This is a genomic window from Paenibacillus aceti, assembly GCF_003614185.1.
Taxonomy (GTDB): Bacteria; Bacillota; Bacilli; order Paenibacillales; family Paenibacillaceae; genus Fontibacillus; species Fontibacillus aceti.
Genome location: NZ_KZ987724.1, coordinates 1072552 through 1088026 on the forward strand (window position 1 = coordinate 1072552; position 15475 = coordinate 1088026).

A 15475-nucleotide genomic window follows, 5' to 3' on the forward strand; every position below is an offset into this window, starting at 1 on the left:
GATATTTTATTTGGCATACTTGGATTATCATAATTAAAGGGATGTGACTGAATGAATACGATGAAAATACAGAAAACCAGCAGAATCCTGACCGTCTGTCTTCGGGTGATATGTATCATTCTACTGATCGCTATTGCCGGAGAGCTCGCGGCCATCCTCTGGCTAGCCACAGCCTCAGGGGAGGTGGTGCCTGTAGCACTAAGCAATATTATTTCTTATTTTTCTCTTGCGGATTATGCCCATGGTCCGAAAACAGAGCTAATGGCGAATATATTCGTGAATATGTCGAGACAGGGGATCATGGTCGCTATGTTCCTCATTGCCGGGGCGATTTTTAAGGATATTAGCAGAGAGTATACCCCTTTTGTAACCAAACATATTAGACGTCTTCATGTGATCTCCATTCTGATGATATGCTTGTCGCTTATTCCCGGAGTTGTTGAGATCATCATGATTCAATGGGTACGGCCTTCTGTGAAGGGGACGGCGTCATTTGAACTTTCTTACATTTTTGTAGCCGTGATCTTCTTCTGTCTGGCCCAAATCTTCGATTACGGCAGGTTGCTTCAGCAGCAATCTGATGAAACCTTATAAGGATGGATGCACTATGGCTATTATTTTAAGACTGGATCGAGTGATGGCTGACCGGAAAATGTCTCTGAACGAGCTCGCAGACAAAGTAGGGATCTCGAATGTCAATCTTTCAAATATCAAGACAGGCAAGGTAAGTGCGATTCGATTCTCGACGCTGGATGCGATTTGTAAAGTGCTCGATTGCCAGCCTGGCGACATATTGGAGTATAAAAAGGAGGATTAGAATATGACTATTAACCTGTTAGTATCATCGCTGCTCCAGCTTGTTCTCGTCATTGCTGTAGCGTTTGTTTGCTGGCTTATTTTTGCTAGGAAGAGGCAGCCCTTCTTATCCTGGGTCGGATTCATCAAGCCAGCTATAAGGAAGAGGAAGCTTTTTAGCGGCTTATTTATAGCAGGATTTATTTTGTTTTCTGTGGTGGGCTGGCTTGTTTTTGTTTATTTTACCGATCCTTCTGAGGTGGCGACCTCGCAGTTCTATGGGGTAGGTGTGTCAGGCATAGGCGGGGCCTTATTATATTCATTTGTACAGACAAGTTGCTCAGAGGAGATATTATTCAGAGGCTTAATCGGAAAAAGATGTATCTCTGCATTTGGCTTCGCAATCGGAAATTCGATTCAATCGATATTGTTCGGCGGCTTGCATGGAGTGATGTTCTTGGCGAGTACAGGAGTGGTTAACGCTCTAATCATAACGGTATTTACGGCCCTCATCGGCTGGGGGATGGGATATATGAATGAGAAATTATCGGGCGGCTCTATATTGCCAAGCTGGATGCTGCATGGTCTCGCGAATCTGTTCTCGACGATGATTATGATGTTCAAGCTATTCTAGGCGGGGATCAGCCTTGCATGTATTTCCAGCAATTTAATCATAATAGGCAGGAGGCTGTAGAAGATCAAAGACAAAGCGAGTGATGATACTTGAAGTGGACAGCCATAGCGCAGCTCCTGCTCATGCTGCTGAATAATGACGGGGAACAGGATGACAGCTTGCTCACTATAACCCAAGAGGGGAAAACGGTATCCACGGTGAACAGGGAGGCTTATGCTCTTCCCGTATTTCCGCTATTGGACATGGCTAAGTATAATCGATGGGTTAATGAATTGGAGCGGAAAACTTACAGGCCAGCGATGAATGCACGGATTCAGCATAACGGTCAAATTAGGGCCGGGCAAAATGGCAGCAAACTGGATCGCCGGGAGCTGTTGAAGGCTTATTATGCGTATCTCTACAGTCAAGGGGCGGCTTCGCTTGAAGTACCCACATATCCGGTATACCCCAAGGTAGATACGGAGCTGCTCGCTTCACTGCGCTCCAGGCAGATCGGATATTATGTCACTTATTTCAATTCCAGTAATAAGGCTCGTACTACGAATATCGCCCTGGCAGCGGAAGCGATTGACGGAACCGTTGTTTTCCCGGGGGAGACCTTCTCCTTCAATCAAGTGGTGGGAATCCGCACACCGGGCAAGGGATATAAGAAGGCTGCTGTCATTGTTCGGGGGGAACTGTCAGAAGGTGTAGGGGGCGGAATCTGTCAGGTATCCTCGACCTTATTCAATGCCGTGGATCGGGCAGGTTTAAGCATTGTACAGCGATATTCACATAGCCGTAACGTTGCCTATGTTCCTCCCGGGCGGGATGCGACGGTTAGCTGGGGTGGGCCGGATTTTGCCTTCGATAATATGTATAACCAGCCGGTTCTGATTCGGGCGTTTGCGGGAAGTGGCAGTATCTCTGTGTCCATTTTCTCATCTGATGTGATCGAATATACGCCAAGAAGGGTACCAAGCATGTCGAATCAGGTGCCGGAAGAGATTCATGATCCAACTCCAGAGGCCGCACATGGGAAATCTGGAAAAGAAGGCAATTACCCCTCAGGGTCGTCTTTACCTCCGAAAATACCTCAAGAAGAATAGGTCCGAGCGCGCTTGTCACTCCTTATATATTCATTCTACAATATAGGTAGATTTTTCTTGGAGATGGGTGGCATGTAACTTGGAGGTCGTGAAACAGAGGCAGTCATGGAAGGAGAGAGGGAAATGGATAAGCAGGAGTATGCCCAATATCTACTCGGCTTGATGGATGAGGAAGCAGATGCGGAAGAAATCGATGAAGATATGTTCTACGGGTATTTCCAAATGTATATGCCAAGCGGGGAAGGCGTAGAGCGAACCTTCAGCCCATTGCCGGATGGGGAGGCTTACCAGCAGCGGATCGTCCAAATCTATGAGATGCTTGATCCGAAGGAGTTTGCGGGGAATACGGTTCCTGGATATTTTAATGGTAAATCTGGGGCTGCACCCGAGGATCTGATACAGGCGTATGGCAGCAAGCATATCGCTGAACTGAAGCAGCTGCTGGAACAGCATGCGGATGAGGAGTATACTGCTGAAGCGATTCACTATTTAGGTATGATTGACGAGGTAGTAGTGCTGCCGCCTGGTAAACTTGAGCAGTATCGAAAACAGTACGAACCCCTGGTGCATGACACACTGTTCGAGCTAATCAGCGAACATTCGGAGGGTGATGAGCCTGTTGAGATTTTAAGTGAGGCTTTCTATTCGATTGCCTGTGACTATTGGATTTCCTATTATCTGCAGTGGCATCGATATGGACTTGGCGGAGACCCATTGGCCTCCTATTTTGAGTTGTATCGGCTTGGGTATTCGGCTACATTCGCCGGAAATAAGCTGTATCTTGGAGCATAAGCGGCGGATTGTGGAGTTTCTGACAGTTGCCGTGTTTCTACATATCAGCCCTCAGTCAGTGGAGTTGGCATACTCTACTAGCCGGGGGCTATTGTCATATAAAGGCCATCATTTAATTTCAAATATTGAGTTCTGTTAAGCCAGGATCATCCGTATATTTAACAGGGAATGGACAGCCGGCTGAAATCCATTCGCATCGACTTAAAGTTATAGCGCTTTAACTTTATGGGAGACGGAAGGAGATGTGTATGAAGCTATTTTCGGGGAAAATGGGAAAACGGGGGCTGTCGCTGCTGCTTGCCTTTATGGTGCTTTTGCTTCAGCTGCAGTTCCAGTTTCAGGGCAGGGTATTTGCAGAAGACACGGCGACAACGGTACCTTCAGCGGAATGGAGATACACGGAGACCCCGACGGATCTGGAGGTTTATTCGGCGACAAATGGGGTCTACAAGAATGCCTCGAATTTTCAGCCTGAAGTGATCCCTTCGGTTGAGGCTACTGCTGAGGAGAAGGTGCTGCTAGCGGAATGGGTCTTCGCCAATTCAGGCAGTAGCGGTGAATTTCCTGCCACAGGCGGTATTCTGAAGGCATTGTCCAGCTTCCAGAATGTCGGCGGCTATTACGAGTATTCTGACAGCAGCCAGCATTTAAGATACATTGTATATTCGTTGGGTGGTCCGTTCTAATACGAATACGAAGGGATCGCAAGGGATTGGTAGCACGGGCTCCAGTCTGATCAAGGATATCCGTCTGTCAGGTACGGTTCAGGACGGTGAAGTTCCGGGTGATACGCCGACCGTACCGAAGTTGATCAATATGACGCTGATTGGCGATACCAAAACGAGCCGTTCCTTCGCCTGGTATACTGACACAACGGCAGCATCCGTGGTGCAGGTGGTCGAGGCTGCAAGGGCTTCAGAAGACAGCTTTCCCGATAGTGAAGCGCTGACCTTCCAAGGCAGCACCGAAGAGATTCAGACATATGTGACGAAGGCGGATCGGAACGCCAAGAAGAAACAGAAATTTTACAGCCATAAAGTGACGGCTACCGGCTTATCCCCAGGAACGACATACAAATATCGGGTGGGCAGCGGATTAGCGAATAGCTGGAGTGGAGTAGGAAGCTTCACGACGAATGCACAAGGCAACGAGCCGTTTCATTTCATCGCGGGTTCGGATTCGCAGGCCTCCAGCAAGTCGGGCTTTGAGCCATGGGCGGATACGTTCAAGAAGGCGGTACAGACGGTTGGCGATCCGAAGTTCCTGATCAACGCCGGGGATCTGGTCGATAATGGCGATCTGGAGGAGCAGTGGCAGTGGATGCTGGGTCTGCCGCAAGAGCAACTGCTGAATGTGCCGATTGTCCCGGTTGTCGGCGGTCATGAAGTGCAGGATTATGATGGAGATGAGACAACGCCGAACTCCAACTTCTACTATCATTTCAATCTGCCGAAGCAGGTCGTGGCTAATACGCATGATGGATCGGTGTACTCTTTTGATTATGGGAATGCCCTGTTCCTGATCTTCAATTCACAGTATGCTGGAAAGCTGGCCAGTAATGGCAAGGACATCAAGAAGCAGGATCAGCAGTTCGCAGATCAAGTGGAGTGGATGAAATACATGGTCGCGAAGAGCGATGCTAAGTGGAAATTTGTAACCTTCCATAAAGGTCCGTATTCAGCAGGGGATAATGCGGGGGAATGGGAGGACGACCGAGTTCAATTTTATAAAAAAGTGCTCATCCCCGCCTTTGATGAGATGGGCATCGATATGGTATTCGAGGCACATGATCATATGTATATGAGATCGTACCAGATGCTGAACGACAAGGTGATCCCTCCCGGCCAAATTACGGTGGATGCGCAAGGGAATGCCGTGAACCCGAAGGGGACGGTCTACCTGATGTCCAACGCTTTTGGCGATAAGTTCTATAATAAGTATCCGGGCTATGATGATTATTTTGCCGCGATTGACACCCAGCCGAATAAGAAGATGTTCACCGACGTGTCTGTATCCGCGGATGTTCTGCAGATCAAGGCTTACACCGCAGCCAAAAAAGATGAGAAATCGGGCAGCAACGGCGTCAAGCTCTACGATCAATATGGGATCAAGCGGACGGATACCAAGCCAGCTAAGGTTGAAAATGCTAAAGCCCAGGTCAGCGGGGGCAAGGTAGTCATCTCCTGGAAGGCACCTGCATCGAGCAGCGAACCGATCAGGGGCTTCCGCATCTATGAGAAGAACGGTAAGATCAAAACCAACTGGAATGTATATGTCGGGGCCGAATCTGGAAAGAAGGACTATAGCTACACAGTAAACAACATCAGTACCTCTGAAAAATATCAGTTTGTGATCCGAGCTGTCGGAAGCAGAATCAATTCAGATCCGGTCGAAGTTAGTGTGAATTAACAATTAAGCAGCCTTGGTTCGGTGTTCAAGTGAACCAAGGCTATTTTATCTATTCCTTGTGCTCGTGGATGCGGATGAATATCACATTAGGGCTGACGAGGAGTCTCTCTCTGACTGGCTCCTAGCGGGCAGAAGATTAACTGGAAATTCGCTTGCCTTCGGCCTTTTATATAACTGCTAAAATGCATCTATTCCTAGGAAAATATCATGGGACCGGAGGAATAGATGCGAATATACAATTATTTTCTTAATTAAGCCTCTTTTGAACGAGAACCGATCCCAATAGTTGTAGAAATGCACTTATCTACGTAGTAGAGCGGCTAAAGGAGGAGAATAGATGTATATTCGCACTTATGATATGCGACTATCTTATCGAGCTGGATCATATGCCTGAACAGAAGTGTTACCTCTACATCTAACGCGCCATGTCTACGTGCTCTAAATAAGAACGGAGAGCCCTGGTCCGCGAAATGCGGCCGTGGCTCTCTAATTTTTTTATTTCTATTTACCGTGTTACTATTCCTCATGCTCATGAATGCGGATGAATACCACGTTAGAGCTAGCGTGGAAATTCTGGTTCGCTCCCTGCGGGCGGAAGGAGACCTGCGCGGTGTTGCTGACCTTCCGCTTGGCCGGGACTTTGACGACTTTGATCGCAAAAGTGACGCGAACCGTCTGACCAGGGTTCAGTTGTCCCAGCGGGATGCCTGTTCCCGGGTTGGCGGTGTCAAGATGCTTGCCGTCTACCATCACGCTACCCTGCTTGAACTGAATGCCCTCCTGCAGTTTGTCAGTCAGCACTGTATCCAGGACGGGAATCGTTCCGGCATTGCTTATCTTCAAGGTAAAATGCACTGTATCTCCAACGAAGGCCTCGGTTGTACTCGTCTCCTTAATAATCGATAGCGGCAGGGCGGCTACATTCACCACCGCAGTTGCTGCCTGCTCCGGTAGACCGGGTGCCGACACGATCAAGGTGTTCACGATCTGCTCACCAGCTACCGCAGTGGCGGGAACGGTGAATGGAATGATCGCGGTTTGCACTTCGCCGGGCTCTTGAGCAGCGATCACGCCTTGTAAATTCAGTAGAGGATCAGAGAAACGCACCTGATGCAGTGTCACATTCCCTGTGTTCACCCCGCGCAGCGTGAAGAAGACGGTCTGCCCTGGCAGTGCTGTGGTCGGTGACACCTGCTTACGTAGATCCAGGCGCTTGATGCTGGCAACTGTGACCGTGGCTTCGGCTTCCAGCCGCCCGATCTCTGGAGATTCAAAGCTTACGATGTTGTGTAGCAGCGTTCCGCCTGTAGTTCCCGGCGGTACTGTGAAAGTTTGAGTAATGATCGTGAAATAATCACTCGGTATCTCGTTGGCAATGTGCACAATACCCAGCAGTGGATCAGAGCAGCGCAGGTTGGTTAACGGCGCACCAGACAAGTTGCGAAACTCAATCGTGAAGGTAACCGTCTCTCCCGGAGCGGCTGTCGGGCGATCTACCGTCTTCGTTAAGCTAGCCTGGAACGGTGGCAGGACGGTGAGAGCCGAAGAAGCCGTTGTTTCCCCTGTCTGATCACTGCGGGCGACAATGGTATCGGCGATGACGGTGCCTGTCGGCAGATTCGGGACGACGAAAGGTACAGATACGGTTTGAGTGCTGCCCGCGCTTAGCGAAGGGACGACTAGCTCAAAGCCCAATTGTGGATCGCTGAGCGTAATATTCGTTAAATCGGTGTTGCCCGTGTTGTGCAAAGTTAAGATCACGGATACCTTCTGACCCGGCTTCGCTTGAGCCGGGCTAAAGGCTTTGCTTAGCTCTAGTCCAGGCAATCCAGCGATGCTTAGAATTGTAGAGGTTACTACCGGATCACTTTGATCGGAAGTGACAGTTGCCGTGTTAATCAGCTCAGAGCCTGCTAGTGTCTCACCTGGAACGGTGAAGTCGAAGGTGAGCGTCCGCGTCTCTCCGGGAGCCATGGTTCCTAAAGGCTGCGTGATACCAATCAGATCGTCGGTGAGTACAACATTGGTTAATGGGCCGGTGCTTGGATTGGTGACGGTGAACGTATATTGTACCGTCTGACCAGGTGCCGCCACCGATGGATTCACGGTTTTGTTCACATCAATCGTAAACGCTGGTGCATTGACGATGACGCGGGCGATGGCCTCGATCGATTCGGTCTGGTCGCTGGTGACCGTGCTGATATTGGTGAGGATCGTGCCATCCGGCGTTCCCGGTGGGATCACCATACTCAAATTGAAGGTTCTGGATTCGCCTACGGCAAGCACAGGTATCACCGCGTCCAGCCCGAGCGAATCATCCCCAACGCCAACGCTGATCAGATTATTGTTCCCGGTATTGGTAACGGTCACCGTATAGTTCACGGTGTCACCGGGCATAGCGGTAGAGACATCCGCTGTTTTCGTCAGCTCAATCGATGGCAATCCGAGCACTGTAACCGTGGCCGATGCCGACTGTGCAGGTACTTCCTGTGGTGCAGCGGTCAGTACGTTGGTGAACGTGGCCCCTTCCAAAGCATCCAGTGGTATTGTGAACGGAATCGATCCTCCGACTGAAGTTCCTGGAGCTATAGAGGGAACCGTGGCAGTGAACCCGATAAGCGGATCGGACAGAGCGATATTCGTTAATGGAACGTTGCCAGTATTGGTTAAGGTATAGATAAACTGTACGGTATCGCCGGGCAAGGCCTCAGTCGGCTCTACGGTTTTTACCAAATTAAAGGAAGGTAGCAGTAGTGAGACAACTGCTTCTGCTTGAGCCAAAGTCTCAATAGGACCAAAGTGGCCGAGAACCGTAGCGATATTCACAAAATTCGTGCTCGCCCCCGCCGGAATGACGAAGGGGAGGGTGACCGTTCTGGATTCCCCGACGCCGAGCGTCCCTAGATCCTGGTCAACGCTTAGCATCGGATCTGTCAGCAATACATCAGTTAAGGTGGTGTTCCCGCTGTTGGTGATGACAAAGGTATAGGTGACTGTACTGCCGGGTGCCGCCGTAGCAGGATTTACCGTTTTCGTTAATTCAAGGGCGGAAGCTCCGGTAATGATCACATCGGCATTAGCAATCTCTGGCCCGGTTTGATCGGAAGAGGCAGTCACGGTGTTATGAATGATATCGCCTTCCATGGCGGTGACGGGAACGACGAACGGCACATCGATCTGCAGCGTATCTCCAGGATTCAGGGTATCAAAGAGTTCATCCACAGCCAGCATCGGGTCGGTGATGTGAACATTGGTGAGCGGTGTATTGCCGGTATTGGTCACGGAAATCGAATAGTTAATAGTTTCTCCGGGCGCAGCGGTGGAATGATCGACGGTTTTCATGATGAATAGTGCGGTAACACCTGTAACCACAATCTCAGCGGTCGTCGATACCGGCCCGGTTTCAGCTGGAGTCGCTGATGCTACGTTGGTTATGACGCTGCCCCCAGGGGTTCCTGGAGGAACCGTATATTGGACGATGAAGGAGGACTCCGAATTTTGCCCCATAGAAGGCAGGACCGTGGAGAATCCGGTTAAGGAGTCCTCAATGACGACATTAGTAATCGGAGCATTAGACAGATTGGAGACAGTAATCGTGTAATTGACGGTTTCTCCAGGGTTTACCACCATACGGTCCGGTACTTTCGTAATTTGTACATTGTAGAGGGCAAGTATGTTCACGTTAGCAACAGCATTCATCGGCCCCGTCTCGTCAGAGAAGGCGGTGACGAAGTTCTGGAATACTCCAGCTGGCATATTCGAGGGTACGACGAAATCCAGGAAGAATTCTGAAGCCATCCCCGGGTCCAACTGGGAGAGGATTTGATGGAACCCCAGTGTCGGATCATCAACCGTTATATTGTGTAATGGTGTGCTGCCCGTATTAAAAACGGTAAAGGTGTAATGAATCACTTCGCCGGGGAACACGTTCTGTGGAGCGGCCGTTTTCTGAATGCTCATTTCACTGATAAGAAAGGGAGTAATGATCGGTGCAGAAATGACAGTTCCGTTCTCAAAAGGGCCCTCAGCAACGATTTGATAGAGAAAATCCAGCCTAGCTTCATTAACGATTACATCCCCTGGCGGACGGGAGACAACCCTGACTTGAAAAGTAAGCTCATGCGAATCGCCAATATTGAAATTGCCAATCGGGATGCCATCGGCAGGATTCACTCCCGGCAAATGGATCCCGTCCAGGAACACACTATCATTGACGAACTCCGTTCCTGCCGGAATGAGATCTGTAATCATGGCGGAATCAGCGTTAGCTGTACCAGTATTACTGAAGTTGACCGTGTAAGTCAGGATTTGCCCGAGAACCGCTTCCGAGGTATCGACATGCTTGACAATATCGATTAACGGGGCGTTAATATCGATCTGGACACCGAAGGCATTAGTGATATAGTTATCAGCCGAAGTTCTAAATTGTACGGTTGCTGTGGTTTGATTATTCGCTAGTGTCGAGGAAATATCGACATTGGTAATATCCCAGCCTTGTCTGCCAGCAACTACGTTCGTACCTGGGCTACCGTTAATATGGTTGCGTGTCCCAAACGTACCAGAGGTGTCAAGAAGTCCGGCATCATTATTGATTTGTGAAGCAAAGAAATTATTAGAGAAGTTATTGGGTCCACTCAACACGGTTAGGCTACTGGAATTAGGACCAAATAGTAATTGATCTCCAGCAGAGTTGTTGTCACCTTCACCAGCAGAAACCAGCAATCGACCAGACAGAGGCCCGGTAACTGGTGTTCCAAATCCACTAATAGAGGTCGTAACCGTACTGCCGGTAGAAACGTAAACCCCGCCAACAAAGAGGGATAAATTACGGAAGGGAAGGGAGAAATTTTGATAAACGACGCATAAGGTCCATCCGGCAAAAGTTGTGGTAAGCGTAAAATTATTCCGGGCAATCAATCCCGCGACGGCGCCAGCGGTATAAGTACCTGCTCCCGAAGACTGAATAATTGAAGTAACATTTGCTGACCTGACATAGTCAGCCACGCTAGAAGAAAGCACTATATTATTGGCTGTAGCAGGATCAGGTGAAATACTGTGTACCGTGCCTTGGGGTGTTGTAAAGTCAATGGATTTATCGATGAATGCACTTACGTTATCAGGGCTGTTTATATAAGTAGCACTCCAAATCAGTTCTGCGTACAGTACAGTGCTTCCTGACGGCAGATCGAGAATCGCACTAGAGCTATTCAGATTGAAATCATCCGTTGTGCCAGGTGGATAACTGCCAAATTGCGAAGAAGAATCAATGGTTGTAAAAGCTCCGATGCTATCTGCCGTACCAGGTACACCTAAGCTATTACCGCGGCTTAGTCCTAACGTATTTCCAGTAAAAGTAATCGCCCCCGGCTGATTATCGACGAAACGCAAAATGAGAGCCATTTTATATTTAATTCCCTCCTTTGTGAGATATAGTTCTTCCTTCAGATTCCGCTTAACTTATATATGTGTATTCAGTAACCTAATTTATTTGCCTGTACCTCACAAATCCTGGACTTTGAGAAACAAAACAAGACAGCCACGCGGTTTGCGAAGCTGTCTTGTTAATTTCAAGGGATCTACTGGTCCAAGGGTTTATGTAGCCTTCTTGAACTTCGGCTTCCAGGGAGATTCAATAGATTCGGCAGGCTCTTCAATAATAGCTACGGCCTCGTCATATCGACGGCTTTTAAATAAATGAATGATGTCTTCGAGATCCTCGCGATCCAGCAACTTGACCTCATTCACGGCGGCCAGAGTACGGGAGCCTTCGGTATACCGTCCTGAAGTAAGCACGATCGCTCGTTCTGCTTCATAATAACGCATGGAAGCGTAGATCTCCTGGACGGCGCCAAGTCCCACCGGATTGCTCTGCCCGTAACGCTTGGCCTGCAATACGTTCCGTCTACCATCGCGCCCTCTAAACACTAGGTCAGCCCCGAAATCCCGGCTGCCTGTCGTCTGATATACTTCATCGTATCCCAACTCATGAAATAAACGAAAAAGATAAAGCTCGAATTCCGAACCGTCTGCCATGAGATCGATGTCCTTCAAGGTGATTTTGCGCGGATTGGCTTCACGGCGGATGCGCCTTCTCCGATTGCTGATTAAGCGAGCAACGAGCAGAATAAGCAGCAGGGCGAGTATCCCAGCCGTTATGATCATAGTAGTGTCCATAGAAGTTGGCATTGCAATTTTACCTCACTATTCGAATGTATGTTCCTATTTACTATAACAGACTCTATGAGGTTGGAAAAGACTTGGATTATACACTCTATGATCTATTCCCATTTAAAAAAGCGGACCGAGATACTAGTACAAATGAATGCGAGCAGAATCATGATAAGTACGGGCCACATGACTTTATCGATAGGCAGGCCTAACGAAGTCGCCTTCATCAACTTGATGCCCTGGGTGAGTGGAAGCAGATCGGCTGCCTTCTGCAGTGCGGTTGGCATTATTTCGTAAGGTAAGGTAGCCCCCGAGAAAATGAGCATTGGAAAATACAGCAGAGAGGCGATCACCCCCGCTATTTTCACATTTGGAGCTATACCCCCAACCAGAATCCCAATACTGAACATAGATAACATAACGAGAAGGTAGGATCCCAGAAAATACAGCCACGAGCCCTTCAAATCGTATCCGAAGCATATGGCGGAAGTCGCATAAACCAGTAGGAGCGAAACGATAGAATAAATCGCATAGATCGCTAATTGTACCGCTAGAATCAGGGAAGGACTGATGGGGGTGACCTTGAATCGCTTCAGAATTTTTTTGTGCCGATAGTCAGATACGACCAGAGGAAGCCCCATGACTCCGCCTGCACAGATCGCAATAGTGGTTACAGCTCCGAAGGATTGCTCCAGGAAGGTATAGCTCGCCCCCTCGAAGGCAGGTCTATCTCCAACGACGACGCCTAGTATGATCATAACGATGACAGGCATGCAGAGAGCAAAAATAAACATATCGATTCCGCGCAGGGACAGCTTGAATTCTGTTTTAAACAGGGTATGAAAAGCTTGCATTCTCTAATTCCTCCTTATCTGTAAACCAAAGATAGGCATCCTCCAAATGATCATAGGGACTGGCGGCAATGGCCTCCCGCACTGTTCCGTGGAAGATGCTTCGCCCCTCCTTGATAATCATGATTCTGTCGCATAGCGCTTCAACCTCATCCATGAAATGAGAGGTTAGAAGAATAGTCAGTCCTTGGGCCTTCAAGCTGGAAAGGTATTTCCAGACCTCCCGTCTTACCTTCGCATCCAAACCGGTAGTCAGTTCATCCAGGAACACCACCTCTGGATTGGGAATTAAGGCAAGAACAATGGATAAGCGCTGCTTCTGTCCTCCAGAGAGCTCGCTTACTTGTCTGTTCAAATGCTCTGATAATCCAAATTGCTGCAATAAGTCTCTGTAGTTCGATGCTGCTTGGTACAGGGATCGGGTGACTTCGCATAGCTCTGCTACTTTAATTTTGTCTTGATAGATGGTCTCTTGAAATTGAACGCCCACCCGTTCGAACAGTTGCTTGCGGTCTTGCAATGGATTTAAGCCCAAGATGGATACCGTCCCACGGTCATACTTTCTGGTACCGACGATGCACTCAATGGTAGTGCTTTTTCCTGCGCCGTTGGCTCCGAGGAAACCGAATACTTCTCCGCGGTTTACGGAGAAACTGAGATTTTCTACCACCCTAACATCGCCATAGGATTTGTATAGTTGATTTACTGCAATAGCTGCTTCCATGCTGCTTAAATTCCTCCCTTTTCTTCTTGCTGAATAAAAAATAACACCAGAACCAGGTCTGGTGTCAAAGTGGAGGGTTGGTGCTGAATCGTTCCCTCATTTCTCTTAAACGGCTAAGCATGATATAGCTAATCTTCTCAGCTTGCTGCAGCGAGGTAAGCAGCTTGTCACATGCAGAGACAATGTCCTCACCTTCTTCGGGCGTATCGATCGCTGCGCGTAGATCAGTCCGGGGATTATCAGAGAAGGCCTGCAGCATTCTCAATATTGCTGCAAGGGAATAGTTGGCGCAGCGTAAGGAACGTATGATTGTCAGGCGCTGGAGATCTTCATTTGTATAGACGCGATAACCGTTTTGCTTTCTTTTTATAGTCAGCAGCCCGTTCATCTCCCAATTCCTTAAGGCATCTATGGAGATTTGCAGTCGATGGGCCGCTTGTTGTCGGGTAAGGAGTGTATCATCTGCTTCCAACTCACCACCTGACAGTAAACGGTCGGCAATAACGAGGGCTTCTTCGGCATTTTGCTGCTCTCGCTTAATTTTCTCTAAACAGGATTCGGTCAGTAGAATGGCTCTATCGAAGTTCCCGGCAGCGGAAGCTTTTACAATTTCAATAACCGTTTTGCGCAGGCCATTCTGTAAAACCTCAATCTTGAGAGCGGTCCTTACCAGCCTAGTTTGCTCCATGTGGAAATCGGTGAAGATGCGGTACCCATTTGGTTTTCGCTTCGCTTTAGGAATCAAGGCTAGTTTCTCATATAACCGGACTGTATTGGGGTGGATATCGTTGTATTCAGCGATTTCTGATGTTTTATAGGTGTTCATGGATCATGGCCGCCTTTGGTTTTTAGCCTAGTATAACACTCAAGTAAAAGTCTGGTGATAAAGTGGAGGGTTTATATTTACATCACAATAGCCTTGGCTCACTAATCTGAACCAAGGGCTATGTCTGTTTGTTTTCAGTTGAATCTATTCCTCATGCTCATGAATGCGGATGAATACTACTTTAGAGCTAGCGTGGAAATTCTGGTTCGCTCCCTGAGGCCGGAAGGTGGCTTGCGCGGTGTTGCTGACCTTCCGCTTGGCCGGGACTTTGACGACTTTGATCGCAAAAGTGACGCGAACCGTCTGACCAGGGTTCAGTTGTCCCAGCGGGATGCCTGTTTCCGGGTTGGCGGTGTCAAGATGCTTGCCGTCTACCATCACGCTACCCTGCTTGAACTGAATGCCCTCCTGCAGTTTGTCAGTCAGCACTGTATCCAGGACGGGAATCGTTCCGGCATTGCTTATCTTCAAGGTAAAATGCACTGTATCTCCAACGAAGGCCTCGGTTGTACTCGTCTCCTTAATAATCGATAGCGGCAGGGCGGCTACATTCACCACCGCAGTTGCTGCCTGCTCTGGTTGACCGGGTGCCGACACGATCAAGGTGTTCACGATCTGCTCACCAGCTACCGCAGTGGCGGGAACGGTGAATGGAATGATCGCGGTTTGCACTTCGCCGGGCTCTTGAGCAGCGATCACGCCTTGTAAATTCAGTTGAGGATCAGAGAAACGCACCTGATGCAGTGTCACATTGCCTGTGTTTACCCCGCGTAGCGTGAAGAAGACCGTCTGACCAGGCAGCGGGAATATTAATTTGTGAGCTCAAGTCAGCCGTAGAGTTCCTGTAATTCCCGCTCCATACCAGCTCTGCATACAGAATATTGCTTCCTGGCGGAATATTTAATATAGCACTTGAGCTGTTGAGATTGAAATCATTCGTTGTCCCTGGTGGATAACTACCAAATTGCATCGAAGTATCTATTGTGGTAAAGGCACCGATGGCGTTTACCGTAACTGGAGCACCAACCGTATTAGAACGGCTAAGCCCCAGCGTATCCCTGTAAAAGTAATAGCCCCTTGCTGGTTATCAACAAATCGAAGATTTAAGGCCATCTTCTGATCATCCTTCCTTAACTTATGGATCTCTTACGTATCTCCGTTACTTATACATGTTTATGTCATAGTCCG

At 48.6% G+C, this 15475-nt stretch carries 13 protein-coding genes; 7 read left to right on the forward strand and 6 right to left on the reverse strand.

The genetic code is table 11. The features are described 5' to 3' along the window. Positions 1 to 51: 51 nt before the first annotated feature. The 7 genes from BFJ94_RS04840 to BFJ94_RS04870 all read left to right on the forward strand — a co-directional run bounded on the left by BFJ94_RS04840 (position 52) and on the right by BFJ94_RS04870 (position 5718). A complete protein-coding gene (locus tag BFJ94_RS04840; RefSeq protein WP_120461651.1) occupies positions 52 to 594 on the forward strand; it encodes a hypothetical protein in 543 nt (180 codons plus the stop codon). Positions 595 to 607: 13 nt separating this feature from the next. Further along, positions 608 to 817 (forward strand): helix-turn-helix domain-containing protein, encoded by a 210-nt coding sequence (locus BFJ94_RS04845; protein ID WP_120461652.1) that lies wholly within the window; start codon positions 608 to 610, stop codon positions 815 to 817. A gap of 3 nt (positions 818 to 820) precedes the next feature. After that, on the forward strand, positions 821 to 1429 hold the full coding sequence (locus BFJ94_RS04850) for a CPBP family intramembrane glutamic endopeptidase (RefSeq protein WP_120461653.1): 609 nt from the start codon (positions 821 to 823) through the stop codon (positions 1427 to 1429). A gap of 122 nt (positions 1430 to 1551) precedes the next feature. After that, positions 1552 to 2517 carry a VanW family protein gene (locus BFJ94_RS04855; protein ID WP_162944406.1) on the forward strand — a complete coding sequence of 322 codons (966 nt, stop codon included), beginning with the start codon at positions 1552 to 1554 and terminating at the stop codon, positions 2515 to 2517. A 123-nt stretch (positions 2518 to 2640) separates the two neighbouring features. Beyond that, entirely contained in the window at positions 2641 to 3309 is a 669-nt protein-coding gene (locus BFJ94_RS04860) for a hypothetical protein (protein ID WP_120461655.1), read from the forward strand. Between the two features lie 248 nt (positions 3310 to 3557). After that, entirely contained in the window at positions 3558 to 3995 is a 438-nt protein-coding gene (locus BFJ94_RS04865; protein ID WP_120461656.1) for a hypothetical protein, read from the forward strand. Beyond that, the gene (locus tag BFJ94_RS04870; RefSeq protein ID WP_240431894.1) at positions 3967 to 5718 is read left to right on the forward strand and encodes a fibronectin type III domain-containing protein; all 1752 of its coding nucleotides are present in this window, start codon (positions 3967 to 3969) and stop codon (positions 5716 to 5718) included. The genes BFJ94_RS04865 and BFJ94_RS04870 overlap by 29 nt, the downstream gene beginning before the upstream one ends. A gap of 516 nt (positions 5719 to 6234) precedes the next feature. Here BFJ94_RS04870 and BFJ94_RS04875 read toward each other — a convergent pair. The 6 genes from BFJ94_RS04875 to BFJ94_RS04900 form a co-directional block, all read right to left on the reverse strand. Then, entirely contained in the window at positions 6235 to 11118 is a 4884-nt protein-coding gene (locus tag BFJ94_RS04875) for a CLIPPER-2 domain-containing protein (RefSeq protein WP_120461657.1), read from the reverse strand. Between the two features lie 192 nt (positions 11119 to 11310). Then, positions 11311 to 11904: a restriction endonuclease gene (locus tag BFJ94_RS04880; RefSeq protein ID WP_120461658.1), complete on the reverse strand. Its 594-nt coding sequence runs from the start codon at positions 11902 to 11904 to the stop codon at positions 11311 to 11313. Between the two features lie 92 nt (positions 11905 to 11996). After that, the gene (locus BFJ94_RS04885; RefSeq protein WP_120461659.1) at positions 11997 to 12740 is read right to left on the reverse strand and encodes an ABC transporter permease; all 744 of its coding nucleotides are present in this window, start codon (positions 12738 to 12740) and stop codon (positions 11997 to 11999) included. Further along, positions 12715 to 13461 (reverse strand): ABC transporter ATP-binding protein, encoded by a 747-nt coding sequence (locus BFJ94_RS04890; protein WP_120461660.1) that lies wholly within the window; start codon positions 13459 to 13461, stop codon positions 12715 to 12717. The genes BFJ94_RS04885 and BFJ94_RS04890 overlap by 26 nt, the downstream gene beginning before the upstream one ends. A 64-nt stretch (positions 13462 to 13525) precedes the next feature. Then, positions 13526 to 14287, reverse strand: a complete 762-nt coding sequence (locus BFJ94_RS04895) for a MerR family transcriptional regulator (RefSeq protein ID WP_120461661.1) — start codon at positions 14285 to 14287, stop codon at positions 13526 to 13528. Positions 14288 to 14431: 144 nt separating this feature from the next. After that, positions 14432 to 15037 (reverse strand): CLIPPER-2 domain-containing protein, encoded by a 606-nt coding sequence (locus BFJ94_RS04900; RefSeq protein WP_162944175.1) that lies wholly within the window; start codon positions 15035 to 15037, stop codon positions 14432 to 14434. Positions 15038 to 15475 lie beyond the last annotated feature (438 nt).